Source organism: Dryocola sp. LX212, from assembly GCA_041504365.1.
GTDB lineage: Bacteria > Pseudomonadota > Gammaproteobacteria > Enterobacterales > Enterobacteriaceae > Dryocola.
Window position 1 is genome coordinate 2,956,807 of the sequence record CP167917.1, and the last position, 26,640, is coordinate 2,983,446.

Below are 26,640 nucleotides of genomic sequence, written 5' to 3' on the forward strand. Positions count from 1 at the left end.
TTACTCGCTAAACATATCAGCTGATTCGAAAGTTAAAGCCTGCATATCTTTATCGGAGATGATATCAGGTTGAATTGGCCACTCAATGTTAAGTTGGGCATCATTCCAGAGGATGCTTCGCTCAGTTTCCTTTGAGTAAAAATTATTGGTTTTATAGTGAATTTCGGTAGCATCTTCCAGTGCAATAAATCCATGTGCAAATCCTTCTGGTATCCAAATTTGCTTTTTATTACTTGCACTTAGTTCAACACCAACCCACTTTCCGAAAGTAGCCGAACCTTTACGAATATCAACAGCAACGTCAAAGATAGTTCCACTCAAACATCTGACCAACTTCGTTTGAGCGAAAGGTGCAAGTTGATAATGTAAACCACGTAAAACGCCTTTCGATGATAAAGAATGATTATCCTGAACAAAATTAACGCTGCGACCAACTACTTCTTCAAATGCTTTTTGATTAAAACTCTCGAAAAAGAACCCTCGCTCATCGCCAAAAACTTTGGGTTCAAAAATTAGAACATCTGGAATCTCTGTTTTAATAACTATCATCGGCTAGCTACCTTTAACCATCTTCAACAAGTACTTACCATAATCATTCTTCGCCAGTGGCGCTGCCAGTTTCTTCACCTGCTCCGCATCGATAAAACCCTTACGGAAAGCGATCTCTTCCGGACATGCGACTTTCAAACCCTGACGCAGCTCGATGGTCTGGATGAAGTTACTCGCTTCAATGAGGCTTTGATGGGTACCGGTATCTAACCATGCGTACCCACGGCCCATCATTGCAACGGACATGCGGCCCTGTTCCATGTAGAGACGGTTGATATCTGTTATTTCTAATTCGCCGCGCGGTGAAGGTTTAAGGGTCTTGGCCATTTCTACAACGCTGTTGTCATAGAAATATAAACCAGTAACGGCATAATTACTTTTCGGCTCAAGCGGTTTCTCTTCCAGAGAAATAGCTTTTCCTTCTTTGTTGAATTCGACAACACCATAACGTTCTGGGTCATGGACATGATAAGCAAAGACGGTTGCGCCATTATCTTTAGCAACAGCGTTTTCTAACTGTTTCTGTAGGTCGTGGCCATAGAAGATGTTATCTCCTAAAACTAACGCACAATCATCGTTACCGATAAACTCTTCACCGATGATGAATGCCTGCGCCAGTCCATCTGGACTTTCTTGTACTTTATACTGCAGGTTCAGACCCCACTGGCTTCCATCGCCCAGCAGTTGTTCAAAGCGCGGGGTGTCCTGAGGGGTACTGATGATCAAAATGTCACGAATACCCGCCAGCATTAAGGTGCTGATCGGATAGTAGATCATAGGTTTATCATAAATAGGCAACAGTTGTTTGCTGACAGCCATTGTTACCGGGTACAGACGAGTACCTGAACCACCAGCGAGAATAATCCCTTTACGCTTAGTCATAATAATTTCTCAATTTGTTTGTGCCCAGAAGGGGGTAATTACCAATCGTTATAAGTTATTCGCCGTAGAAAACAGCTCAGCAAGCATTCTTTTTACACCCACTTCCCATGCTGGCAAGGTCAATCCAAAAGTCGTCTGGAACTTATTTGTATCCAGGCGAGAATTATTTGGGCGACGTGCAGGGGTTGGATAAGAAGAAGTAGGAACTGGATTTGTTTTGTTCACCGCCAAAATCAAACCAGCCTGTCTTGCCTCTGAAAACACCAGATTGGCGTAATCAAACCAGGTTGTCGTACCGGAAGCAACCAAGTGATAGAGGCCTGAAACCTGAGGATCTCTTCTCGCAGTAGTGATGGCATGCGCCGTGCAATCCGCCAGCAATTCAGCACCGGTAGGCGCACCAACCTGATCATTAATGATCGAAAGTTCCTCACGATCTTTTGCCAGCCGCAGCATAGTCTTCGCGAAGTTATTGCCTTTCCCTGCATAAACCCAGCTGGTACGGAAAATGAGATGCTTGGAACAATAGGTTTGTACAGCCATTTCACCCGCTAACTTCGTTTCGCCGTAGACATTAAGGGGCGCGGTGGCATCGGTTTCTTGCCAGGGTTTATCTCCATCACCCGGGAAGACATAATCCGTCGAGTAATGGACAAGCCATGCGCCCAGCTTTTCAGCCTCTTTAGCGATGGCTTCCACGCTGGTAGCATTCAATAACTGAGCAAAATCACGTTCGCTTTCTGCTTTATCTACCGCCGTATGAGCAGCGGCGTTAACAATAACATCTGGCTTAACCCGGCGCACGGTTTCAGCCACGCCCTCAGGATTACTAAAATCACCGCAATATTCAGTTGAATGTACGTCAACGGCAATAACATTACCTAAAGGTGCCAATGAGCGCTGCAGCTCCCAGCCTACCTGACCTGTTTTACCGAACAGAAGGATATCCATTATTTGCGTTCCCCATAATTCTGCTTGATCCAATTCTTGTAGGAACCACTTTTAATGTTCTCAACCCACTGCTGGTTAGCCAGGTACCATTGCACCGTCTGGCGAATCCCGCTTTCGAAGGTTTCCTGCGGCTTCCAGCCCAATTCGCGGCTGATTTTATCTGCATCAATCGCATAGCGGCGATCGTGGCCAGGACGATCGGCAACATAGGTGATTTGCTCACGATAGGAATTGGCCTTAGGCACAATTTCATCCAGCAGATCACAAATGGTATGTACCACATCGAGATTTTTCTTCTCGTTATGCCCACCGATGTTGTAGGTTTCGCCAATCGCGCCTTTGGTCACTACGGTGTAAAGCGCACGAGCGTGATCTTCTACGTAGAGCCAGTCGCGAATCTGGTCCCCCTGCCCATACACCGGGAGCTTTTTACCCTCCAGTGCATTAAGAATTACCAGCGGGATTAATTTTTCCGGGAAGTGGTAAGGGCCATAGTTGTTCGAGCAGTTTGTAACAATGGTCGGAAAACCATAAGTACGAAGCCACGCGCGAACCAGATGATCGCTGGAAGCTTTTGAAGCAGAGTATGGGCTGCTCGGCGCGTATGAAGTCGTTTCTGTGAACAGAGGTAATTCTTCGCCTGCTGGACGTTCGTCAGGGTGCGGTAAATCACCGTAAACTTCATCAGTGGAAATGTGATGGAAACGGAACGCCGCTTTGCGCTTTTCATCAAGTGCAGACCAGAATGCTCTTGCAGCTTCCAGCAGGGTATAGGTGCCAACAATGTTGGTTTCAATAAACTCGGCTGGCCCGGTAATTGAGCGATCGACGTGACTTTCCGCCGCCAGGTGCATTACCGCATCGGGCTGATGCTCTGTAAAAATCTTATCCAGCGCCGCTCTGTCGCAGATATCAGCCTGTACAAACGCATAACGCTCGTTCGCAGAAACTTCTATCAAAGATTCCAGATTACCCGCATAGGTTAATTTATCGACGTTAACGACGCTGTCCTGGGTATTATTAATAATATGACGAACGACCGCAGAACCGATAAAGCCGGCACCACCAGTAACAAGAATTTTCACGAAATATTCTCTCTAAAATTATGGAGTGATTATTTTCTAAAATAATATCTGAAGTTATAATCATCAAAGGAATTAAATATACAATTGGGGCAGGAAATATTTTCCCACGCTACCGCCCCTGGCTCAACAGCTACCAGAGTACTGATTTTGTACTTACATAGACTTGGCCTTGGGAGGCTTCCGTCGGAAGAGGAGCACATTAGGATAAGTTATGTTACCTGTTGCTCATGACCTATTCTAATGGGCTCGAAAACTATCGGATTATGCTAACTTTTAAGCCATAAAAAAACGGCAGTAAGCCGCAACGAAGCTGCACACCGCAACCTTGTCGCCACTCATCACTGCCGTTCTTCTTATGTGGCATATTCAGTCATTGACGGTTAAATCAACGAACCAGCATCTTCTGGATGCTTTCCCTGAACTTCTGCCCTTCTTTATGGTTACGCAGGCCGTACTGTACGAACGCCTTCATATAGCCCATTTTTTTACCGCAGTCGTAGCTTTCGCCCGTCATTAGCGCCGCTTCAACAGGTTGCTTTTCGTTCAGCGCAGCGATGGCATCCGTTAACTGGATACGGCCCCATGCGCCCGGTTCAGTTTTTTCCAGCTCTGGCCAGATATCCGCAGACAGGACGTAGCGGCCAACGGCTGCCAGGTCAGAATCCAGCGATTGTGGTTCATCTGGTTTTTCAACAAAGTTTACGATGCGGCTGACCTGCCCGTCGTTGTTCAGCGGCTCCTCGGTGGTAATCACTGAGTAGGCAGAAAGATCTTCATTCGGCATGTGACGCGCCAGCACCTGGCTGCGGCCGGTTTCGTTAAAACGGGCCACCATTGCCGCTAAATTATAGCGCAGTGGGTCCGCACTCGCGTTATCGAGCACCACGTCTGGTAGAACGACCACAAACGGGTTGTTTCCTACTGCCGGCTGAGCACAAAGGATAGAGTGCCCCAGACCAAGCGGCTGTGCCTGACGGACGTTCATGATTGTGACGCCCGGAGGACAAATGGACTGTACCTCTGCCAGCAGCTGACGCTTAACGCGCTGCTCAAGCAGGGCTTCCAGTTCGTAAGACGTGTCGAAGTGGTTCTCAACGGCGTTCTTGGAGGAGTGGGTTACCAGCACGATCTCTTTGATGCCAGCAGCGACGATTTCATCGACGATATACTGGATCATCGGCTTATCGACAATCGGCAGCATCTCTTTTGGAATCGCCTTGGTGGCAGGCAACATATGCATCCCAAGACCTGCTACTGGAATAACTGCTTTCAAATTAATCATATTCAGTCCCACCTCAAAATGGTTGAAGGATTATAGTCTTTTCGTGCCCTGATGCCAGCATGAATTCATCCCAATATTAGTAGCTCATCTTATCCCCCGCGCCGGGGGTTACAAAACAAAAAAGCCCCTATTAATGTCAATAAGGGCTCAGAAAACTCGCAAAGTCGCTTGATTGTTTATTTACGCAACGCAGGCAGCGCAAAGTTCAAGTTGTCGGTGTTCACGTGCTGTTGATCGACCCGGTCGATATCCACCGAACTTTGCCCTTTTTCGTTGACCGCATGCACGTCGGCAAGCGACAGCAGCGTGTCGTTCTTCGCCATAAAGCGGCCCCGCACGTCCTTACGCAAATCGAAGTGCAGCTTAAGGGCCGGGCCAAGGTCGGAGCGCTGCATCACGCTCACATTTCTGACGAACAGATGTTGCGGTTTGTTGTGCAGCTCAAGCGACGCGCGCTTAATCGTCATGTTAGTGATCGAGACGAACGACGACGCGTTACCCGAAGACACCTGAATCCCGCGGGCGTGATACGGCAACCGGGTGTTATCAAGCGTAATGTTATTCAGACGGAAATTTTGCGGGATAGACAGGTATTTACCCTTAACCGTGCCATAGCCAATCAGGAACCCGGCACTGTCTACCATATCAATATTATCAATGACGAAATTATCACAGCCATAAATTGCCACGGTGGCGTTATCAATGCCGGCAGTTTTGCTGAAGGTACGGTTTATATTGCGAGCCTTAACGTTGCGGATAATGAAATGCTTGCCGTTCTCAACATGCACCAGCTGGCGACAGTTACTGCCGGTAATATTGGCGATCACAAAATTTTTCACCGACAGCTCTTCCCGGTACTCATTATTATATCGGCTGCCCGCAAGCCCAATGCCAATACCCCAGTTGACCTTGCCGTTCGTGCAATCGATGTTTTCGATAACATGATCAGATATCAACAGGTTATGGTCGTTAATCGCCACGTTCCATTCAATGGCGTCACCCTGCAGGCGGTTAAAGTGACCGTTGGTGATCCGCACATTTTCCATCCGATTCTGAAAACCCTGGCGCAGGATGCCGTAGTTGGCATCATGAATGGTGATGTTATCGATAACCAAGTTACGCATCGTGCGCATCACCTTGTCTTTGCCACCGATATAAATCTGCGTCACCGGCACCATGCCGCTCATGTCGATACCGCAGATGCTGATATCGGAGCCGCGTACGTCGAGAATAACGTTATTGAAGCGTCCGCCCTTCTCGCCGAGAATTTTACAGTCGTCCTGTAGGATAAAACGGCCTTTCCCGTTGCCCCTAAGGCCTCCCGCGACCTTTAGCGTTTTCCCCGCAGGCATGAAGATTGGGGAATTGATGCCATCACAGACTAAATCCGCTGGCACGACGACCGTATCCGCGTGCTCAAAAGCCTGTTCAAAAGCGGCGGGCCAGCTACCTTTGAAAAAGATCTGAACGCTGACCTCTTTTTTAGAACTGGCTGCCAGCACTGCGCGCGGGAGCGTTGCGGGCACAGCGGCCAGCAGCGAACTGGCCCACAGCAGCTTTCGGCGGAAGGGAGAAAACGGCAGGTTACTGAATTTAAATCTTTTTCGCATACGTCCTCGTGAAGCTTCACTCGGTGGATTTACAGCGTATGGAGCTGATGGGCTAACTTCTGATAAATAACTTTTTGATTAAATTCGCTTTCTACTTTTTCACGCGCGAGCGTAAGCATCGACCTGAGCCGTTCTTCTTCTACGCTGGCAAAAGCCTGTAGCTGATTTGCCAGGGCAACGGCGTCATACTCGGGCACCAGCCAGCCGGATTCCCCGGCGTCAATCAGTTCGGGAATGCCGCTGTGAACGGTTGAGACAACGGGAATGCCCACTGCCATCGCCTCCATCAGCGCAACCGGGATACCTTCCATGTCGCCGTCTCCGCCTGTGACGGACGGCAGCAGAAACAGATCGGCCTTGTCCAGCATGGCCTTCACTTCGTGGTTCGGCTTAAATCCCAGCATGTGAACCTCGCCAACAAGCTGGTTCTGCTCGATAAGCGTGCGCAAACGAGTTTCCCACGGGCCGAGGCCCAGGATATTGTAACGGAATTTAACGCCGCGTTCTTTCAGCAGCCGACAGGCTTCAATCGCCACGTGCAGCCCTTTTTTCTCGGTCAGCCGCGCGACGGAGATGATATCCAGCGTTTTGGCAGCCGCTTTTACCGGGCGCACTGAAAAACGCTCCATGTCCACGCCCATACGGGAGACGGCAATTTTATGCGCCGGGCAGCCCATCTTCTCCAGTCGGCTGGCCCAGAGATTGCTGATGGGCAGCATGAGATCGCCACGCGTGAACAGCTTCTGATATTCCGGCGTGTAATGGGCCAGCGCCTCGCGGCCTGAAATATCAATACCGTGGAAAACAGTGGCAATTTTGCCCTTCAGCAGGCCCAGCTCACGCAGCTTGGCGGCGGTAACACCCGCCGGGCCGAAATGAGCGATATAAACATCCGCCTGTAAAGGCCGTGGGTTACGCCCACAGATAGCAGACAGAATAAGATTGCGGGCCTCTTCACCGTAGCGCTTCGCGTTTAGCGCACGCCAGGTGCGCGGCCGCAGCGAACCACGCAGCGTGTTCAACGCGCGGGACTGCAGCTTTGCCAACTTCCCTTCCGGCTCGTCCATTAGCCAGGTGGTTTTCTCCGCCAGGCGATACTCTTTGAACGCCGCATGGGTGTTGGCCAAATCGCCCTTCTGAATCGCAACGATCTCCACCTCGTAGCCCATATCGATGAACGCCACGATCTGATTCAGGACGAAGGTTTCGGACGCGACCGGGAACTTGAGCAGGAAAAAACCAACCTTCATTTCGCCTCCTTGACTCGCGTCAGTACAGACTCGACCATGCGCAGACCAGTCTGGCGCTCGGCCTGTACGGCAAGCGAAAGACGCTCATTTATCACCGGCAGCTGGCCAAGCACGTCCGCTACTACGCCCTGCAGCGACCCGTCCAGCAGCTGGCGGATATCAATCGCCATTTCCGGCATACCGAGCTGCTGCATGATGCCCGCAGACTTGTGCTCGTAGTTGATGGCGATGGCTGGCGTACCGAAGTTCATGGAGATAATGGCGGAGTGCAGGCGCGTGCCCACGGTCAGCTCACATTCTGCCAGCAGCTTGCCCATTTCCAGGTCGTTCAGCTCGTCCATGACCACATGATACTGGTCCGGTTGATTCACATACTGCCTGAGGTTGAGCGCAATCATGCGGTCATCTTTGTTGTAGCTGTCGATACCCGTACACGTTGATAACGCCAGCACCTGATAGCCCTGCTCAATTACGCGGTTAACCACGGCGGCAAACGCCTGCTCGTAGGCCTTCTGTGTAGTGCCCAGACGCTTATCGAACGGCGCAAGCTCGCGCAGAGTGATGGCGACGGTTTTCTTACGTTTGATGATGTCAAACCAGTGGCGCACCGCGTAGCTCGGCACAAACGTCTCGTTGTGATGCTCAACCAGCCAGGCCGTATCCACGCCCACCTCCACTTTGCTGGTATCGATGTTACTCTGCTTCATCAGGTCGAGGCTGACGGATTCACGCAGGATCAGCGCCTTTGCATTGCCAAACGCGTAGCTCGCCAACTGGTTAAACTGCGGGTCCTGGAACGGCCCCACGCTGTGGCCAACCATGTACACTGGCTTTTTCGCCATAAAGCTACATAGCGCATGTTCAAACTGGGAAACACCGTACAGATCGACAAAAAACGACCCGCCAACCTGGATGATGGCATCGTATTGGTGGAGCGATTTCACAAAGTCGATAAAACCCTGTGGAATAGAGATATTCCGCAGGCGACCGCTGTCTGTCGCCTTCGCTATCAGCACCTGGTGCTGGTATTTACGGCGCAGCACCTTCTTAACACGCCCCATTAGCCCGACGGCATTGTTATGCAGCCTCCTTTGTTTATAGAGGTCGTCGCCCAGAACCGGGCGGCCCAGCAGCCAGGCGGAACTCACCGGATAACGGCTCATCACGTCAACTTGTACCGTGTCGTCAACGGTAGTAATGGCATCAATCAGGCCGCGCAAAATAGCGCTGTCGCCACGGTTGCCACAGGTGTGGTTGCCAAGAATCAATAATTTCATACAGACCTCTTATTTATATGGGGTTCTTAGCTCGCGCGGAGCAGCGCCTTCAAGCGATCGCTGCGGCAAAACTGGCGCTTAAGCTCAACGACCAGCGCGTTGCGGGAAAGTGCGAGCATGACAATAAAGGCAGCGGCACCTGCGGCAATCTGCACGGCCAGCAGTGCAGAGAGAGGCATATGGCCCTTCAGCGCCCCCCCAAGTGCTGCGCTGACCACAAGCGTAGGAATCGACAGATAAAACGGCAGCCAGATGCTGGCGATATACTCGCGATAACTCGAGCCCAGCACTGGTTTAATCATGATGAAGTAGCTCAGCACGGTGTTGAGCATCTGCACCAGCAGGAAACCCAGCGTCACACCCAGCGCGCCTGCCAGATGTCCCCCGACGATAATCGCCGGGATAAACAGGCAGGTTTTGAAAACGTTAAATTTAAAGCTGATGTCCACGCGCGCTTTCGCCATCAGCAGCGAGCCAATGGGATTACCAATGGAGCGCAGCAGACCGACCACGCACAGCAGCTGCAGAATGGGGGTGATGAAGTGCCACTTATGGCCGAAGACCAGCGGCACGAAGTTATTCGACACCACCAACAGACCGAGCAGCGCCGGGAAGTTAATGATGCCGACAATCGACAGCAGCTTGTAGAAGTTGACGCGCAGCTTGTCGGTATCGTCCTGAATCTTGGCAAAGGCCGGGAACAGCACGCGGGTAATGATTGGGTTGAGCTTCATCGGCGGAATAACCGCCACGTTGTAAGCGAGGTTATATCCCCCCGCTACGCTGGCACCCAGAATTCGCGCCAGCACTAGCGTCGATAGATTGGTATTCACATAGTTGATGAGGCTGTCCGCCGTTAGCCATGCGCCAAACCTCAGATTCGAGCCGACGGACTTCAGCGAAAAGTGAAAGCCCGGGCGGTAAATCTTGCGCCCAAAAAAGCCAAACAGCGATGTGCGTACCAGGGTGTTGGCCAGATAGCCAATAATAGCGGTCATGGCGAACGGGTAAAATATCGCCATGGTGACCGTTACAGTGAATCCCACCAGCACCGAAATCGTCTCAATCGAGCCTATCTTTGAAAACTCCATCTCCTTTTGCATCAGCGCGCGGAACTGCTGGCCGTGGGGAATAATAATAAAAGCAAACGACAGCGTTTTAATCAGCGGGACAAGCGCAGTGTTATGCAGCATCGAGGCGATAACGTCGCTAAGCAGAAACACCGTCACACACACCACCAGCCCCAGGCTGACGTTGAGCCAGTAAAGCGTGGTCAGTTCGAGATGGCTTATCTGCTTGCGCTGGATGATAGAGTTGGCGATACCGAAATCGGACAGGGTGTCGGCCAGGGCGATAATCACCAGCGAAATAGTCAGTAAACCGAACTCGTGGTTATCAATGGTACGCGCCAGGAACGTCATCTGCACCAGCCCAAGGCTGATGATAATGACCGTGGCGATAGCAGACCACTTGGCGCCGCTGATGGTTTTTTCTCTAAGGCTCATGGCAGCTATACTCAATACGCGGCTTTGTTAACAAAGCCTTTGAAAATGGTCAGGAAGACGATTTTGATGTCGAACCACAGGCTCCACTCGCGGATATACTCCAGGTCGAACTCGACGCGCTTCTCCATTTTCTCCAGCGTGTCGGTTTCACCGCGCCAGCCGTTGATCTGCGCCCAGCCGGTAATGCCTGGCTTGACCTTATGGCGCAGCATGTAGCCCTCAATAAGCGAACGATACTGTTCGTTATGGGCCACCGCGTGTGGACGCGGCCCAACAATCGACATCCCGCCCAGCAGCACGTTGATAAACTGCGGCAGTTCGTCAAGCGACGTCCGGCGCAGGAAGTTGCCGACCGGCGTTATGCGCTTATCCCCTTTCGTGGCCTGGACGACTATCGCGTCGTTCTCCATGACCTTCATAGAGCGGAATTTCCACACCTTAATCGGTTTGCCGTCCATGCCGTAACGCGTCTGCCGGAAGATAACCGGGCCGGGCGAGGTGGCTTTTACCGCCACGCTGATAGCCAGCAGGACCGGAGAAATCAGCAGCAGGATCAGGGAGGACAGAACGATATCCTCCACGCGCTTCAGGATGCGGTTAATCCCGTTGAGCGGCGTATCGAACAGCGGCACAACCGGCACGCCGTTCACCTCATGGGTACGGGCATGAAGGATATTGAACGTGAAAACGTCAGGGATCAGCAGCACGGAGCACGTAGTGTCGGTCAGATCGCGCACCAGCTTCTTGATGCGGGACTCTTCGCTCATCGGCATAGCGATATAAACGTTATCGATGCGGCCAGAGCGCGCCTCTTCTACCAGCTCGGCAAAGCTCCCGGCGTAGTCGCCATCCGCCGTCTCCGGCTGTAAATCATCAAACACGCCGACCACTTCGAAGCCTAACCACGGCTCGCTGCGGAAGCTCGACGCCAGCGTGCGCCCAACCGGCATTGAACCGGCGATGGCAATGCGGCGGGTGTTGTAGCCCATATTGCGAAGCATGCCCGCACCAAAGCGGATAAACGAGCGGCAGACCACCAGGCCGAAGCCGGTTAATACGTACCAGGCAAGATAGACCCAGAACGAGCCGTCAAAATCGGAGTTAAACGCCAGCAGACCGGCGCTAAAAATCAGCGCCAGGGTCCAGTTTTGCAGCAGCAGCGCCAGCTCGCTGGCAATTTTCACGCCGCGCCAGGAGCGATAGAAATCGGTGATGCCGCCAATCATCTGGAACACAGCCAGGGTAAGCAGAGCCATTAACAGATGCATGTAGATAAACGGCAACGCGTTGACTTTGCAGACTACCCACAGTCCGACAAACATGATGGTGATGTCGGAGAAACGCTGCACCATTGAAATTAACGATGCGTTCGTTTTTGGCAGCTCGCGCTTTGTTAGATTTGTCATCGTTTTACCTTTATTGAAAGGAGCACGGCTATCTCTTCGCTTCGACTAAGGGTGGATAAGCGACGCGCCATTCACCTCCGGTGTTCCCGAAAGCGGCGGATGGCGCAGGCTTATCCGCCCTACAAAAACCGCGAGATTGCCGATCCCAAATTACTGATTCAACAGCGCCATGATTTCCTGCGTTCGCGCCTGCATCAGCTGCTCGTTGCTGCGGGACTCCACGTTCAGGCGCACTACCGGCTCGGTGTTCGAGCTTCGGAGGTTGAAGCGCCAGTCGCCGAAGGCCATGCTCACGCCGTCCGTGTTATCGATTTCATCGGCATGCGGGGCAAAATGCTGGTGCACGCGCTCGATGGCGATTTTTGGGTCGGCCAGCTTGCTGTTAATTTCACCGCTTGCGGGCCACGCCGCCATGCGGTCGCGCACCAGCTCGCCCAGAGTTTTCCCCTTCAGGCACAGCAGCTCTGTCACCAGCAGCCATGGGATCATCCCGCTGTCGCAGTAGGCGAAGTCACGGAAGTAGTGGTGGGCGCTCATTTCTCCGCCGTAAATCGCGTCTTCTTCACGCATGCGCTCTTTGATAAACGCGTGGCCGGTTTTTGACATCACCGGCGTGCCGCCCGCGCGCTCGACAATATCCACCGTGTTCCAGGACAGGCGCGGATCGTGAATGATTTTTGCGCCCGGCTGTTTCTCAAGGAACGCCGCCGCCAGCAGGCCAACGATGTAGTACCCCTCGATAAACTGCCCTTTCTCGTCGAACAGGAAGCAGCGATCGAAGTCGCCGTCAAAGGCAATGCCCATGTCCGCACCGTGCTCAATAACTGCGTTGCGGGTGTCGTCGCGGCACTCCGGCAGCAGGGGGTTAGGAATGCCGTTCGGGAAGTTGCCGTCGGGAGTGTTGTGCACCTTGATGAAGGTCAACGGCACGTTCATCGCGTTAAAACGCGCTTCGATGGCGTCAACAATTGGGCCAGCCGCGCCGTTGCCGGAGTTAATTACCAGCTTCAGCGGCTTAATGTTCTGGACGTTGATGTACGAGAACAGGTGGTCGATGTAGGCTTCCACGACGGAAATCTTCTTGTAACTTCCGCGCTTCGCTTCGTTCACCGGCGGAAAATCGTTCGCTTCCGCCAGGCGCTGCACGTCGCGCAGGCCGGTGTCGCCGCTGATTGGGCGCGCGCCCTCGCGCACCAGCTTCATGCCGTTGTAGTCCATCGGGTTGTGGCTGGCGGTCACTTCGATGCCGCCGTCAACGCCCAGATGCCAGGTGGCAAAGTAAATCTCTTCGGTGCCGGACAGGCCAATATCCAGCACGTCAACGCCCGCATCCTGTAAGCCGCGCGCCAGCGCCAGCTTCAGGGTTTCGCTTGTCAGGCGCACGTCGCCGCCCAGCACGATAGTTTTCGGCTTCAGGTACTCGCCGTAGGCCCGGCCAATGCGCCAGGCGATGTCTTCGTTCAGCTCTTCGCCCAGCTTTCCACGGATGTCGTAGGCTTTAAAACAGGTCAGTTTTTGCATCAGTTTCACTCCTTCGGGCAACGGTTACCCAACCCACAGGGTCGGCCTGCGGGGAATATTTATTTAATGAGCGTTAAACGCGCCCGTACCGGTCTTTAAAACGAACGATATCGTCTTCTTCGAGGTAGGTGCCGGAGCGCACTTCGATCAGGTCGAGCGGGATCTTGCCGGGGTTTTCCAGGCAGTGGGTCATGCCCAGCGGGATGTAAATGGACTCGTTTTCACCCAGCAGTTTGATCTCATCGCCCAGCGTCACTTTTGCGGTGCCCGCCACTACGATCCAGTGCTCGGCGCGGTGATGATGCATCTGCAAAGACAGCCCCTCGCCCGGCTTCACGGTGATGCGCTTCACCTGATAACGATCGCCGGAATCGATAGAGTCGTATTTGCCCCATGGGCGGTAAACTTCGCGGTGGTTGTGGTGTTCGTGACGACCATCGTGTTTGATCTGCTCGACAACTTTTTTCACGCTCTGCACGTGGTCGCGGTCGGCAATCAACACGGCATCTTTTGTCTGCACAACGATAAGGTCTTTGACGCCGACCGTGGTTACCAGGCCGGATTCGGCGTAGATATAGCTGTTTTCAGTCTCGTGGCTAATCACGTCGCCGTGGTGCACGTTACCTTCATTCGTTTTAGCGCTGATGTCCCACAGAGAGGACCAGGATCCAACGTCGCTCCAGCCCGCGTCCATCGGCACCACCACCGCATCGGCGGTTTTTTCCATTACCGCGTAGTCGATGGACTCATCCGGGCAGGCCAGGAACGCGGCTTCATCCACACGTACAAAGTCCAGATCCGGGTCGACGTTCGCCATCGCGTTTTCACAGGCCTGGAGAATATCCGGGCGGTATTTGCCCAGCTCTTCCAGATAGCGACCGGCGCGGAACAGGAACATGCCGCTGTTCCAGTAGTATTCACCGCAGGCCACGTACTCCTCGGCGGTCGTCAGGTCCGGCTTCTCCACGAACTGCGCAACGCTGAACGCCACCGCGTCCACGCCCGCCGATTCGGCCTGCCCACGGCGGATATAGCCGTAGCCGGTTTCCGGCTGGTCAGGCACGATGCCAAAGGTCACCAGCTTGCCCGCCTCGGCGTGCGGCAGCGCGTTACGCACCGCGTCACGGAAGGCATCTTCGTTCTGGATAACATGGTCAGCGGCGAGGATCAGCATCAGCGGATCGCTGTCCGGCTGGTTGCGTAATGCGGCAAGCGCCGCCAGCGCGATAGCGGGCGCGGTGTTACGACCGGCAGGCTCCAGCACGATGTTCTCAGTCAGCTTGTTAAGCTGGCGCAACTGTTCTGCAACGATAAAACGGTGCTGCTCGTTGCAAATCACCACCGGGCTTTCGCACTCCACGCCGTTCAGGCGGTTAATGGTGGTTTGCAGCATGGTCAGCTCCCCTTTCAGGCAGAGGAACTGTTTCGGATAGAGGACGCGGGACAGCGGCCACAGGCGGCTGCCGTTTCCGCCAGCCATAATGACCGGATAAAGCTGGGAATGACTCATGGTTTAACCCCGACATCTGGTGCTGATAAGGCAGCGATAAATTGACTCAGCACGTTCTCTTTCTCGAGCGTGCGTTCGGCGTATTCACGGGCGATGGCGTTGTCAGCCGGCAGCTGCAGGCAGCGGACGATGCCGTCGCTCAGCGCGTCGGCGGATTCAGGCTCCACGCAGACGGCAATTCCTGGATACAGGTCGCAAAGCTGGCCGAGCTCGGTTTCCGGCTCTGCGGTGATCACCGCATTGCCGCCCACGGCCAGAATGTTGGTCAGCTTGGACGGCAGCACCGCGTCAGCTGCGCCGCGACGCTGGATAACTAAATGGCAGTCCGCCAGCTTCAGCAGCGCGGGCAGCGCGTCATACGGCTGCAGCGGATGGAACACCACGTTGTGCAGATTGCGATCGGCCACCAGTTTTTCGAGGCGGTTTTTGCCGCCGCCCTGGCCGACAATCACAAACACATAAGGCTGGTCGCTGAAGCGGGCAGCGACCTCAATTACCGTCTCCAGACCCTGCTTTTCGCCGATGTTGCCGGAATAAAGAATGATTTTTTTGTCGGCTGGCAGCCGCAGGCTTTCACGCACGGCCTGCACGTCCTGCGGTGCGATGTCGCGAAAACGCTCTACTTCCGACCAGTTAGGGAAGAAGATCACGCGCTTTGGATCGACGCCTTTCTCGATGGCTTTGTTCATCATCGAGCGGGAGATGGTCGACACGTTGTCGACGTTGTGCAGGCAGCTTTGTTCAAAGCGCTGGGCGAGCTTCGCCACTTTGCTCGTGCTGCCGCCCGCCATGCCGAGACCCAGCATCGCGTCAACTTCGTAATCCTGAACGTGCAGCAGCGTGCGCGCGCCGCTCAGTTTTGCCAGCAGGCGCATGCCCGGGACGCAAAAAAGCGTCGGCACCACGCCAATAATATGGTCCGGCTGCCAGCGGCGCTGCGCCATCAGCGGGAAGAAAGAGCTCAGGGCAAAGCTGCCCAGGTGGATCAGACGCTTTAAAGTTGAAGGCTGCTTTGGAACGTATAGCGGGCAGCGCCAGACGGTGGCCGCGCCCTGCTCTTTTTTGTACTTCCAGCCCGAGTAGTCAGGATGCACTTCCCAGACCGGATAATATGGCGGTGCGGTGATGACCCGCACTTCGTGGCCCTGGCTGGTCATCCATTCCACCATCTCACCCGTGTATTTCCCGATGCCGGTCAGCTCCGGTGAGTAGTTAATGCCGTAGACCAGAATCTTCATAATCCGATTACCTTATCTGCCGGCTCCGCGAGGAAGTAGGCACGGCTGTTGTCGTGCACGTCTTCGCTTGCCAGCAGTTCCGCGACGCTCTGCCAGCGGTATTCATTGTGCTGTTCCATCGGAAGCTGCAGTTCTTGCGCATTGACGCGCAGGCGGAAGCCCAGCACGACGTAATGCGTGGAGAAATCCTGCCCGGAGAAGTTGTCGTCGTAGAAATGCTGCCAGACGCCGTAAAACTCGCCGTCCTTTAAGGTAAAGCGCTTGCCTAATTCTGCTTCGGTTAAACGCGCAAACGCGTCGGCAAGCTGCTCGTCTTTCTGCACGCGCCCGCCCGGCACAAACCAAAAGCCCTGGGCAGGGCGATTGGTTCGTAAACCAAGCAGGTATTCACCCGCCTGGTTTTCGACGACCAGGTCAATGGAAATCAGCGGCGTAGAACGCACTACGGTGGCGAAATCTTCATGACTCAGGAACATGCTTACCCCCGGAACCGGGACTGGTTTTCGAGGAACCACTGATAGGTGCTGGCAAGGCCAGGCTCCAGGGCAATCTCGTGATACCAGCCGAGGCGGCGCAGGCGGGTGACGTCCAGCAGCTTGCGCGGCGTGCCGTCAGGCTTGGTGGCATCGAACACCACGCGGCCACGGTAGCCCGTCACTTTCGCGATGGTCTGCGCTAACTCGCGGATGGTGCAGTCCACGCCGGTACCGACGTTGATATGCGACAGCATCGGCTCGGTGTTTTCGCCCCACACTTCCGGGTCCAGCTCCATGACATGAATGCTGGCCGCGGCCATATCATCCACATGCAGGAACTCGCGCATTGGCGTACCGCTGCCCCATACCACCACGTCAGGCGTGTTCTGCTCGGTTGCTTCGTGGAAGCGACGCAGCAGCGCAGGAATCACGTGTGAGTTGCTCGGGTGGAAGTTGTCGTGCGGCCCGTACAGGTTGGTCGGCATCACCGAACGGTAATCGCGACCAAACTGACGGTTATAGGATTCGCACAGCTTGATCCCGGCGATTTTGGCAATCGCGTACGGCTCATTAGTCGCTTCAAGCGTGCCCTGCAGCAGTTCGCTTTCGGCAATCGGCTGCTTCGCCATCTTCGGGTAAATGCATGAGGAGCCGAGGAACAGCAGCTTATTCACGTTGTGCGTGTGCGCGCTGTGAATAATGTTGCTCTCGATCATCATGTTTTCGTAGATGAAGTCCGCCGGGAAGCTGTTGTTTGCCACGATGCCGCCCACTTTGGCGGCGGCCAGGTAAACCTGGTCGATATGCGCTTCGGCAAAGAAGGCATTTACCGCCGCCGCGTCCAGCAGGTTCAGTTCATCACGGCTCCGCAGCACAAGCTCAACGTCATCGCGCTGCTCAAGCTGGCGGACGATGGCCGATCCGACCATCCCGCGGTGGCCGGCAACAAAGATACGTTTCTTATTCATGCTCAGGACTCCAGCGCGATGGCGACCTCGTAGCCGTGGGACTTCAGCAGGGAGTGCTTCTTCGCTGCTTCCAGATCTTTGGCAACCATCTCGCCGACCATCTCTTGCAGGGTGATCTCTGGTTTCCAGCCCAGCTTCTCGTGTGCTTTGGTTGGGTCGCCCAGCAGGGTTTCCACTTCGGCAGGACGGAAGTAGCGCGGGTCAACGGAGACAATCACGTCGCCTGGCTTCACGCCCGGTGCATCGTGACCGGTGACGGAAACAACGATGCCTTTCTCGTCAACGCCGGTGCCTTCAAAGCGCAGCTTGATACCCAGCTGTGCGGCAGCCATTTCCACGAACTGGCGAACGGAGTACTGCACGCCGGTGGCGATGACGAAATCTTCCGGGTTTTCCTGCTGCAGCATCATCCACTGCATTTTCACGTAGTCTTTGGCATGGCCCCAGTCACGCAGGGAGTCCATGTTGCCGAGGTACAGGCACTTCTCCAGGCCTTGAGCGATATTGGCAATCGCACGGGTGATTTTGCGGGTCACAAAGGTTTCACCACGGCGCGGGGATTCGTGGTTGAACAGGATGCCGTTACAGGCATACATGCCGTAGGATTCACGGTAGTTAACGGTGATCCAGTAGGCGTACAGCTTCGCTACCGCATAAGGAGAGCGCGGGTAGAAAGGTGTAGTTTCTTTCTGCGGGGTTTCCTGCACCAGGCCGTAAAGCTCGGAGGTGGACGCCTGATAGAAACGGGTTTTCTTCTCGAGGCCCAGGAAACGGATAGCTTCCAGCAGGCGCAGGGTTCCCATCGCATCAACGTCAGCGGTGTATTCCGGGGATTCGAAGGAGACAGCAACGTGGCTCATCGCACCCAGATTGTATACTTCGTCCGGCTGCACTTCCTGCAGGATACGAGTCAGGTTGGAGCTGTCAGTCAGATCACCGTAGTGCAGGTGGAATTTAGGGTTAGTGCTGTGCGGATCCTGGTAGATATGGTCCACACGCTCGGTATTAAAAGAAGAAGCGCGGCGCTTGATGCCGTGAACTTCATAACCTTTTTCCAGCAGCAGTTCTGCCAGATAGGAGCCGTCTTGCCCGGTTACACCCGTGATGAGAGCTACTTTAGTCATAATGGTTTTTCCTCTGTTAAACCTGGTTCTGATTTGTGGATCTGTAGGTCGGATAAGCCTGCGCCATCCGACGTTGCGGCTGAGGGCACTGCGTTTATCCCCCTACACACCTACATACCTACAAAGCTCGATCGCGTATTTTTACAGCTGGGTTACCCCGGCAAACGGCATTCGCCGGTAATGATTTATAAACGCTGCTCCGTGCGCCGACGACGGTGCCATCGCCAATCGACACGCCGGGTGAAACAAATACGTCGGTGGCCAGCCAGCATTTTTCGCCGATAACAACAGGCGCGGCGGTAATATCAAAATGCTTGCTCATATAGTCATGAGATCCGGTGCATAAATAACACTTTTGTGACACCACGGAATTTGCGCCGATGGTAATTTCGCCGAGGGTATATAAAACGGCGTCATCGCCGACCCAGGCATAATCACCGAGCGTTAATTTCCATGGATAAGTAATTTTTACCGAGGGGCGAATCACCACGCCCTTCCCTACTTTTGCGCCAAACAGGCGTAATAGAAATGCCCGCCAGCGGTAGAGAATCTGCGGCGACCAGGCAAACAATGTTGCCTGCACCGCCCACCAGAGCTGCACTTTTATTCCGTTTGCGCCGCGAAAACCCCTCGGCACAGTGAAGCCGCTTAAGTCCTGCATAAGATTTCCTTATTTTATGGAATGACGCTTACGCTTATCCGACCTGGAAGAATTACGCTTTGTTGTATAGCGCTTTGGCTTTACCCGTCGTACGCAAACGGAGTTTATAAGATAATTCCGCAATAAAGCCCGGGACGCCTAATATTTTGCGCTGCACGTTTTTTGCATCACGGCATAACTCAATATTATTGGAGGTGGAAACGCCACCCATAGAAAATTCAGACACCAGCCCCTTGACGCGTTTAAATGCATAGCCGCTTTTGTACATTCTGGCAGCGAGCGCATAATCCGAGGAGACTTTGTACTGTAGATCGTAAGGGTATTTGCGAAGGCCAGATACCGGGAAAAATATCGCCTGATGGCTGGCGGGCAGGCTGTGATAAATATACCACCCCTGCTTTGCCCGCCGCTCAACTTTAGTGCCGTCGCCGAAGTCTAATAATGCGTCGCCAATAATCATGGCATCGTCTGCGGCTGGCTGAGCGGCCAGCTGGCGCACCACGTTTGCGATATCCTGGTGAAAGATATCACCGGAGTTAAGGAACAAAGCGTAGCGCCCCTGCGCCATCGCAATGCCCTTGTTCATCGCGTCATAGATGCCGTTATCTTTCTCGCTGACAAAGCGTAAGCTGTACTGACCGTTGAGGTTTCCCAGGAACTCGGCGGTACCGTCCTGGGAATTGCCGTCGACCACAATCCACTCGAAGGTGATGTCATTTGCCCGTGCAAGGTGTGCCAGAGAGCGCCAGGTTTTTTCGATGCCGGCTAAATTTTTCCAGGCGACCGTGATAACGCTTAATAACATGATTGTGGACCTCGTCAATCAGGAATGGGTTATCTTGAGTGCCTTGCGCAAAATAAATGGACAAACAATCAAGAAAGCATATTCCGGACTAAAAATTGAACCGGTAAAAAACAGCGACACGGGAGTAAAAAGCCAGAGCTGTACGCGGAAATTTTCATTATTTCCAAATGCCGTACGCATCATTTTAAAAACTTTCCACATGTACCAGACTGTCAATAACACTGCGAACCATGAGAAATAAATAATCAGCAGATACAGACCATTGTCTACTGTTTTACCGACATCCGCACCGTTAAAGATTCCGAATGATGCAACATATTCATATAAAGATCCGAAGCGCACCACACCATCAATATTGGTCAGAGAATATCCCACCATGGCCAGCGGGCCAATTATACGATAATACGATGACGACCCTTCGGTTCCCAAATCACCTAAACGATCTGCGATATATGGAAACGCAAAGATAACCCCGACTAAAAATATGGATAACGAGATAATCGCCAGCGGCAGCTTCTTCTTGATAGCATTTTTATTAAGATACTGGAACGCCCACTCAAGAAGATAGAACAGGATGAAGGTCATCACCCCGGAGAACGAACCTGAGAGTACGATCCCGAAAAGAATCATAGCATCAGTCTTTAGCGTTTTGATACCGAACTGTTTAATGCTGAGCCAAATTGAGATTAACGCCAGAGCAAAAAATGCCGGTTCAAAATACAAAGCGGTGGTTCGCTTCCCACCAAAGCTAATAAAGTTCAGTACATAGCTATTACTGTAAATAAGATATTTCGAAATATTCGCAATCAGACTGCTGCCACCGGTGAGAATAATCTGAGCCATTTCTGCCGCAGCCAGCGTCACGATAAGGGTGACCACGATATAAAACAGACGCAGGATCTTTTTGTGGTTGCGTAGAGATATCGTTTTGAAGCGGCAGCTCCATGTCAGCGCCAGAATCAGGATAATGTAGACAAACAGCATCATCGAGGTCACATATTTGCTGCTGTTAAGCGACAGGCCAAAGATGTAGTTGAATGCTATCAGTCCCACGCCAATGCCCAGCGTAATCATCAGTTTCTTAACGCTAATGCGCTCAATGTACAAAAACAGAATGGCGGGTAGGAAGGTCACGATGGTTATCGGGAAGCTTTCCCCCAGCGAGGCCAGCTTGACGTTGACCACCAGGTAGATAAACGGCAGCAGCAGATAGCTACAGATTCTGATAGAACGAGACATACTCCTCCAGCATCTGTTGTCCACTGTACGATTTGCGGCTTACGGCCTTAAAGGTCTGCAAATCCATGGCGAAGACCTGCTGAGCCAGGTCGGCCTTCGGCATTTTCACCAGCTCAAGCACCTGCGCCTCGCTGAAGGTTTTTCCGCCCACCTTACGCAGCACTTCGTCTGCGGCGTCGCTTCTGGTGGCGATGACCGGTACGCCGATGGACAGCGCCTCGCACAAAATCAGCGGGTAGTTGTCCACCCGTGAACTGAACACCAGCGAATCCATTTCGTTAAGCTCGCTCATCAGCGCTTTTTTATCGGTCATGTAGCCGTGGTTAACCACGTTCGGGCCGCTGAAAGGCGAGAACTTGCCGAAGGTGTGCAATTCAATTTCATCGCCCAGGGCCATCATCGCCTCAACCAGCTTCTGATTGGTTTTGCCGTCGTAGCGCAGGTCATGGGCAACCACCGCCACTTTCGGACGGCTGTTGCTCGGCTGGGTTAACGGCAGCTCCGCGAGAATGGCTTCCGTCGCCACGTCGATGCCGTTATTTATAATTTTGCAGCGCCCTGCCCCGTAAATCTGGTTAAATGCGTTGGCGACGTGCTGGCTCGGGGAAATGAACTGGCATCCCAGGGCAAGCATTTCACGCAGCAGCTGGCGCTTGGTATCCACCAGCAGGTGCGCCCGATCGACTTTGACCGGCGGATAGTTGTTCAGGGTCGGGCATTTTCCGCAGCCGGTCTTCCAGCCGTCGCAGCCGTCGGTAAAGGCGCAGCGGCCGGTGATGCTCCAGTGGTCGTGAAGCGTCCAGACGAAGGTGACATCGCTTTTATGCGCTTTCACGCGCTGGCAGAACTCCACCATCTTTTCAAGATTCAGCCAGTAGCTGTGCACCACGTGGAAGTGCAAAACCACGGGGCCAGCCTGACGGGTTACTTTGCGATAGAGATTATTGAGGTTGCCAAACGGATCGCGGTTAAAGAAGCGGAACAGCACGATATTGGCAATAGAGGTCAGGCGCGGAGTATGTTTTTCGACGCCGTGGAATTCGTCGTGGCTGGCGCTTTTTTTGCCGCCCTTGCCGTAGCCGTAGATAAAGCGGGAAGCCATACCGGCCTCGCGAGCGCGCTGATGAAGGTCGAGGGCGACGCCCGCCGCTCCGCCTTCGGCCAGGCGCACGTTGAATTGCATAATGTTCATAGGATTCTTTTAACCCGTGCTTTATCGCCCATCACGACCGCATTGTCCGGAATACTGTCCAGCACAAGGCTACCCGCCGCGATAACAACGTTATTTCCGATGGTGATAGGGCCAATAATCATTACGTTTGCCCCCACCTCAACGCCGTTGCCAATCACCGGCCGGGCCTGGCTTTTATCAAGGCCACCTATTCCTCCGCGTCCCCCAATGGTCACGCCATGGCGAATCGCGAAATCATCACCGATAATCGCAAACTTGCTGATCACCACACCGTAGCCGTGATGGACGGTAAAGCGTCGACCAATCGTTGCCGCGGCCTGGATTTCGTAGCCCATTAAACATTCAGTCACTAAACGGTAAAGGATCAGGACAGGCGCAGCCCAGAGATTATTAATGACGCTTCTTTTACGCCAGACTGAGCAAAAATGAGCCACGCGATAGGCCAGCACCATAAAGCACGGACGGGGATTCCATGAATTTGCACGTAAATCTTCCAGAAGATGCATGATTATTTCCCAATTAAGTTCTGAGCCATACGCTTAGTGTTACGCAATGACAGCAGCGCTATGCACGTACGCAGAGACATTCGCTTGCTGCGAATCGAATACAGCGTATAGAGCTGATATTTCCTGCTGCCACGGTCAAATTTGTCTTTATGCTTGCGATAGAAGTTGAAATAGCCGGCAAATTTCTTTCTTGAGGTGCCAATTTTCAATCCACCGTGGTTGACATGCAGTACCTGGGTGGCCTCTTCCACTTTCCACGGCGCACCGTTCTCTACGACCAGGCGCAGGAAGGCGTCGTAGTCCTGAGCGGCAGGCAAAGCAATATCAAACAGGCAATCCTGAAAACGTTTGGTATAGGTAAAAATTTGGTTGCCGATAATGTTGCGCTTATAAAAATTCTTTAAAGAAAACGGCGACTTGGGATACAGCGGCAGGCTGGCAGGCTGTGAATACACCTCCCCTTTGCACACATAGTCGTTAGCGTATAAAAAAGCGTGCGTGACCAGTTGGTGCTTGTGCTCAAGGAACGCCGACAGCCGGTTTGGCGTCCATTCATCGTCGTCATCAATACCGGTGATAAATTCGCCCTTTGCCTGCACAATCGCCTGATTTCGTACCGAGCAGGCGCCGGAGTTGAAATCGTTGCGGGTATAGCTCACGCGGGCATCACTAAGCTCTTCAACAAAGCGCTGCAGCTGTTCATAGGAGGATGAACAATCATCGACGATGATCATTTCCCAGTTTTCGAAATCCTGACGCAATACCGATTTAATGGCGCGGATCGCCAGCTGTTGGCGATTCCAGGTCGGCATATAGATTGAAATGAGCGGGCGCGATTCGGTGGTATTCATAACACTCCCCAAAAAAGTCTCGTTGATGAGAAAAGTGCGGTGCAGCTGCCTGATGGTGGATGGCGCTTATCCGCCCTACCCAAATGAGAAGTAGGGCGGATAAGCAGAGCGTCATCCGCCGCGCAGCACAGTTTATTTAGAATCAGATTTATATTCGTACTCGTAATAACCGTAATCCTGGTACCCCGCCGCACGACGGAAGATGGAGTTCAGGATCACGCCGCGCACGTGAATACCGTTCTGTTCGAAGCGGCTCATACTGGTTTCTACTTCTTTGAGTGTGTTCACCGCATAGCGCGCAACCATCAGCGTAGTGCCCGCGTGGCGGCCAACTATGGCGGCGTCGGTAACGGCCAGGATTGGCGGGGTATCGATCAGCACCAGGTCATAGTTCTGGCTCGCCCACTTCACCAGCTCGCCGAAACGATCGCTCATCAGCAGCTCGGACGGGTTCGCAGGCACCTGCCCGCGTGGGATCAGATCGAAGTTAGGCACTGACGTCTTCTGCGTGCAGCGGCTGATATCGCCCACTCCGGACAGCACGTCCGACAGCCCGTTGACGTTAGTCGTCCCCAGCAGCTCGTGGGTGTAGCCCTTGCGCATATCACAGTCAATCAGCAGCACGCGCTTGTTGGTCTGACTGATCACCGCCGCCAGGTTGGCGCAGACGAAAGTCTTACCGATGGACGGGCTGACGCCGGTGAGCATCAGCACGTTATTGGAGGCCTGCATCATGGCAAAGTGCAGGCTGGTACGCAGGCTGCGGATGGCTTCGATAGCCAGGTCCGTCGGGTTGCCCACCGCCAGCAGCTGGCTTTGCTTATTCCGACGTGCGCCTTTGACGTTGCGTACCACGGCGGTATCGCGAGTTTTCTGCCATTCGGATAGCGGAATGCTCGCATAAACGCTGAGCCCGGCCTCTTCCAGCACGGTAGGGCTTTCGATGCCACGGTTAAACAGCGAGCGCAGCAGTACGCCAACGATAGACAGGATCAGACCAAGAATAATTGACCCCAGCACGATCAGCGCTTTCTGCGGCTTCACGATGCCCGGCTGGGTAATCGCCGAGTCAACAATACGCACGTCGCCGACGGTGCTGGCCTCGGTGATTTTCAGCTCCTGCTGTTTGTTCAGCAGCTGCATGTAAACCTGCTGGCCGGACTCCACGTCGCGGGTTAAACGCACGATTTCCTGCTGGGTTTTAGGCATCGCGGTAACGCGGCCGTTCAGGCGCGTCTTTTCATCTTCCAGGGTCTGGCGTTTTTCAAGCAGCGTGCGGTAGGCCGGGTGCGCCTTGGTGTAAAGCTTGGAGATTTCAGCCTCTTTGAAGGTCAGCTCGTTGAGCTGGGCATCAATGTTGACCATGGTGTCGAGAACGGATTTGGCCTCAAGGGAGAGATCGACCGAATCCTGCTGCTGGCGGTAGGCGTTCAGCTTATTCTCCGCATCGTCAAGACGGGTACGGACGTCCGGTAGCTGCTCGGCAAGGAACTTAAGGCTCTTCGCCGCCTCTTCAGATTTGCGCTGAACGTTCTGCTCGAGGTAGTTGCGGGTAATGCTGTCGAGGATAGCGCGGATCTGGTCTTTGTCTTCACCGGTATAAGAGAGGCTAAGCACGCCCGTATCTTTGCCGTTTTCTGCCACGGTCAGGTTGCCCTGAAGCTGGTTGATCATGCCCAGCGTGGAGTATTTGGTGACGGTAAAGGTGTCGCCAGCCTGCGCTTTGATGGCGTCAACCGTCATCGAAATGCCCGCTTTTTCCAGCGGCTGGCCAACCTGCCCCTTCGCGCTGAAGCCGTTATCGCTGGTCAGCTGGTACTGGGTCGGGCTAAGCACTTCAAGGGTAAAGGTGTCTTTGCCCATCCCCGCAGGCAGAACAAAGCTGCTGACCTTAACCGTGTCGTTCTGGCGCCCGTGCAGGCGATCCCAGCCCGCGCCAAACAGCCAGAAGGTGTTTTTTGCGACTGAAATATCCAGGTTAAGGTCATCAACGGTTTTGCCCATCACCAGGCGCGACTGGATCAGCTGCATTTCGGCAGCGGAAGCAGGCGGCTTGTTGGAGAGTGCCGAGTTAATGTCGTTAACCAGGGAATTCCCGGCGTTCTGTTCGATCTGCACCAGCGCATCCGCCTTGTATATAGGCGTGGCAAACAGCACGTAGATTACGGCCAGCAGTGCAAAAACCGCGGTGATGCCCAGTACCCACCAGCGGGCTTCAAGCACGGTGCCGAACAGGCGGCCAATATCAATTTCGTCGTTGCCCTCGTTCGAGGCGCTCGAACGGTGTACTTTGTCAGTCATTGTTATCCCTGATGAGCGTTGAGTGCGTTAGCCCACTTCTGGGCGGAAAGGTCGAGGAGGTCGTAAACCGCCTCGAAAGCTTCGCGGCTTTTGCGGTACGGATCGGGAATTTCCCTCTCCGCATCCCAGTGACCGAACAGCATCACTTTGCCGCGCATCTCCGGCGCAATTTCGCAAATGGCGGAGATATGACGCTTTTCCATCGTAAGGATCAGGTCATAGTCACGGCACATACGGCCTGAAACCTGCCGGGCGCAGTGTCCGTCCAGAGAGAGATTATGCTGCTGCGCGACGCGAATCGCGCTGGCATCCGCCCCCTTCCCGACCAGCGCCCCCAGCCCCGCCGACTCCACGGTCAGTCCGGGCTGGTAGGCCTTAAGCAGGCGCTCCCCCGTGGGCGAACGGCAAATGTTTCCCACGCACACCACAAGAATTTTGTTAAACATAGCGC

24 protein-coding genes are annotated in these 26,640 nt (G+C 53.8%); all 24 read right to left on the minus strand.

Going from position 1 to position 26,640, the window contains the following annotated elements; genetic code table 11:
• A complete protein-coding gene (rfbC, locus tag ACA108_14405) occupies positions 1–549 on the minus strand; it encodes a dTDP-4-dehydrorhamnose 3,5-epimerase (protein XEX94568.1) in 549 nt (182 codons plus the stop codon).
• Between the two features lie 3 nt (positions 550–552).
• Complete coding sequence (rfbA, locus tag ACA108_14410) at positions 553–1,431, minus strand: glucose-1-phosphate thymidylyltransferase RfbA (GenBank protein ID XEX94569.1); 879 nt, start codon at positions 1,429–1,431, stop codon at positions 553–555.
• A gap of 48 nt (positions 1,432–1,479) precedes the next feature.
• A complete protein-coding gene (rfbD, locus tag ACA108_14415) occupies positions 1,480–2,382 on the minus strand; it encodes a dTDP-4-dehydrorhamnose reductase (GenBank protein XEX94570.1) in 903 nt (300 codons plus the stop codon).
• Complete coding sequence (rfbB, locus tag ACA108_14420; protein XEX94571.1) at positions 2,382–3,467, minus strand: dTDP-glucose 4,6-dehydratase; 1,086 nt, start codon at positions 3,465–3,467, stop codon at positions 2,382–2,384. The genes rfbD and rfbB overlap by 1 nt, the downstream gene beginning before the upstream one ends.
• A 385-nt stretch (positions 3,468–3,852) precedes the next feature.
• Positions 3,853–4,749, minus strand: coding sequence for a UTP--glucose-1-phosphate uridylyltransferase GalF (gene galF, locus ACA108_14425; GenBank protein XEX94572.1), 897 nt, complete (start codon positions 4,747–4,749; stop codon positions 3,853–3,855).
• Positions 4,750–4,925: 176 nt separating this feature from the next.
• Entirely contained in the window at positions 4,926–6,359 is a 1,434-nt protein-coding gene (wcaM, locus tag ACA108_14430; GenBank protein XEX94573.1) for a colanic acid biosynthesis protein WcaM, read from the minus strand.
• 29 nt (positions 6,360–6,388) lie between these two features.
• A complete protein-coding gene (gene wcaL, locus ACA108_14435) occupies positions 6,389–7,609 on the minus strand; it encodes a colanic acid biosynthesis glycosyltransferase WcaL (protein XEX94574.1) in 1,221 nt (406 codons plus the stop codon).
• Positions 7,606–8,886 (minus strand): colanic acid biosynthesis pyruvyl transferase WcaK, encoded by a 1,281-nt coding sequence (gene wcaK, locus ACA108_14440; protein ID XEX94575.1) that lies wholly within the window; start codon positions 8,884–8,886, stop codon positions 7,606–7,608. The genes wcaL and wcaK overlap by 4 nt, the downstream gene beginning before the upstream one ends.
• Before the next feature lie 26 nt (positions 8,887–8,912).
• The gene (locus ACA108_14445; protein ID XEX94576.1) at positions 8,913–10,391 is read right to left on the minus strand and encodes an MOP flippase family protein; all 1,479 of its coding nucleotides are present in this window, start codon (positions 10,389–10,391) and stop codon (positions 8,913–8,915) included.
• Between the two features lie 11 nt (positions 10,392–10,402).
• Positions 10,403–11,797, minus strand: a complete 1,395-nt coding sequence (gene wcaJ / locus ACA108_14450) for an undecaprenyl-phosphate glucose phosphotransferase (protein ID XEX94577.1) — start codon at positions 11,795–11,797, stop codon at positions 10,403–10,405.
• A 150-nt stretch (positions 11,798–11,947) separates the two neighbouring features.
• Positions 11,948–13,318, minus strand: coding sequence for a colanic acid biosynthesis phosphomannomutase CpsG (gene cpsG / locus ACA108_14455; protein ID XEX94578.1), 1,371 nt, complete (start codon positions 13,316–13,318; stop codon positions 11,948–11,950).
• 73 nt (positions 13,319–13,391) lie between these two features.
• Entirely contained in the window at positions 13,392–14,828 is a 1,437-nt protein-coding gene (gene cpsB / locus ACA108_14460) for a mannose-1-phosphate guanyltransferase (protein XEX94579.1), read from the minus strand.
• Positions 14,825–16,066 (minus strand): colanic acid biosynthesis fucosyltransferase WcaI, encoded by a 1,242-nt coding sequence (gene wcaI, locus ACA108_14465; GenBank protein ID XEX94580.1) that lies wholly within the window; start codon positions 16,064–16,066, stop codon positions 14,825–14,827. Before wcaI ends, cpsB begins: the two co-directional genes overlap by 4 nt.
• A complete protein-coding gene (locus ACA108_14470) occupies positions 16,063–16,542 on the minus strand; it encodes a GDP-mannose mannosyl hydrolase (protein XEX94581.1) in 480 nt (159 codons plus the stop codon). Before ACA108_14470 ends, wcaI begins: the two co-directional genes overlap by 4 nt.
• Positions 16,543–16,544: 2 nt before the next feature.
• A complete protein-coding gene (locus tag ACA108_14475) occupies positions 16,545–17,510 on the minus strand; it encodes a GDP-L-fucose synthase family protein (GenBank protein XEX94582.1) in 966 nt (321 codons plus the stop codon).
• A 2-nt stretch (positions 17,511–17,512) separates the two neighbouring features.
• Positions 17,513–18,634, minus strand: a complete 1,122-nt coding sequence (gene gmd / locus ACA108_14480) for a GDP-mannose 4,6-dehydratase (protein ID XEX94583.1) — start codon at positions 18,632–18,634, stop codon at positions 17,513–17,515.
• A gap of 118 nt (positions 18,635–18,752) precedes the next feature.
• On the minus strand, positions 18,753–19,295 hold the full coding sequence (wcaF, locus tag ACA108_14485; protein ID XEX94584.1) for a colanic acid biosynthesis acetyltransferase WcaF: 543 nt from the start codon (positions 19,293–19,295) through the stop codon (positions 18,753–18,755).
• A 52-nt stretch (positions 19,296–19,347) separates the two neighbouring features.
• Positions 19,348–20,100, minus strand: a complete 753-nt coding sequence (wcaE, locus tag ACA108_14490; GenBank protein XEX94585.1) for a colanic acid biosynthesis glycosyltransferase WcaE — start codon at positions 20,098–20,100, stop codon at positions 19,348–19,350.
• Positions 20,101–20,118: 18 nt separating this feature from the next.
• Positions 20,119–21,339, minus strand: a complete 1,221-nt coding sequence (wcaD, locus tag ACA108_14495) for a colanic acid polymerase WcaD (GenBank protein ID XEX94586.1) — start codon at positions 21,337–21,339, stop codon at positions 20,119–20,121.
• Positions 21,314–22,531 (minus strand): colanic acid biosynthesis glycosyltransferase WcaC, encoded by a 1,218-nt coding sequence (wcaC, locus tag ACA108_14500; protein XEX94587.1) that lies wholly within the window; start codon positions 22,529–22,531, stop codon positions 21,314–21,316. The genes wcaD and wcaC overlap by 26 nt, the downstream gene beginning before the upstream one ends.
• Positions 22,528–23,037, minus strand: coding sequence for a colanic acid biosynthesis acetyltransferase WcaB (gene wcaB / locus ACA108_14505; protein XEX94588.1), 510 nt, complete (start codon positions 23,035–23,037; stop codon positions 22,528–22,530). The genes wcaC and wcaB overlap by 4 nt, the downstream gene beginning before the upstream one ends.
• Before the next feature lie 2 nt (positions 23,038–23,039).
• Positions 23,040–23,888 (minus strand): colanic acid biosynthesis glycosyltransferase WcaA, encoded by an 849-nt coding sequence (wcaA, locus tag ACA108_14510; protein ID XEX94589.1) that lies wholly within the window; start codon positions 23,886–23,888, stop codon positions 23,040–23,042.
• A 132-nt stretch (positions 23,889–24,020) separates the two neighbouring features.
• Positions 24,021–26,189 (minus strand): tyrosine-protein kinase Wzc, encoded by a 2,169-nt coding sequence (gene wzc / locus ACA108_14515; GenBank protein ID XEX94590.1) that lies wholly within the window; start codon positions 26,187–26,189, stop codon positions 24,021–24,023.
• A 2-nt stretch (positions 26,190–26,191) separates the two neighbouring features.
• Positions 26,192–26,635 (minus strand): low molecular weight protein-tyrosine-phosphatase Wzb, encoded by a 444-nt coding sequence (gene wzb, locus ACA108_14520; protein XEX94591.1) that lies wholly within the window; start codon positions 26,633–26,635, stop codon positions 26,192–26,194.
• Positions 26,636–26,640: the final 5 nt, after the last annotated feature.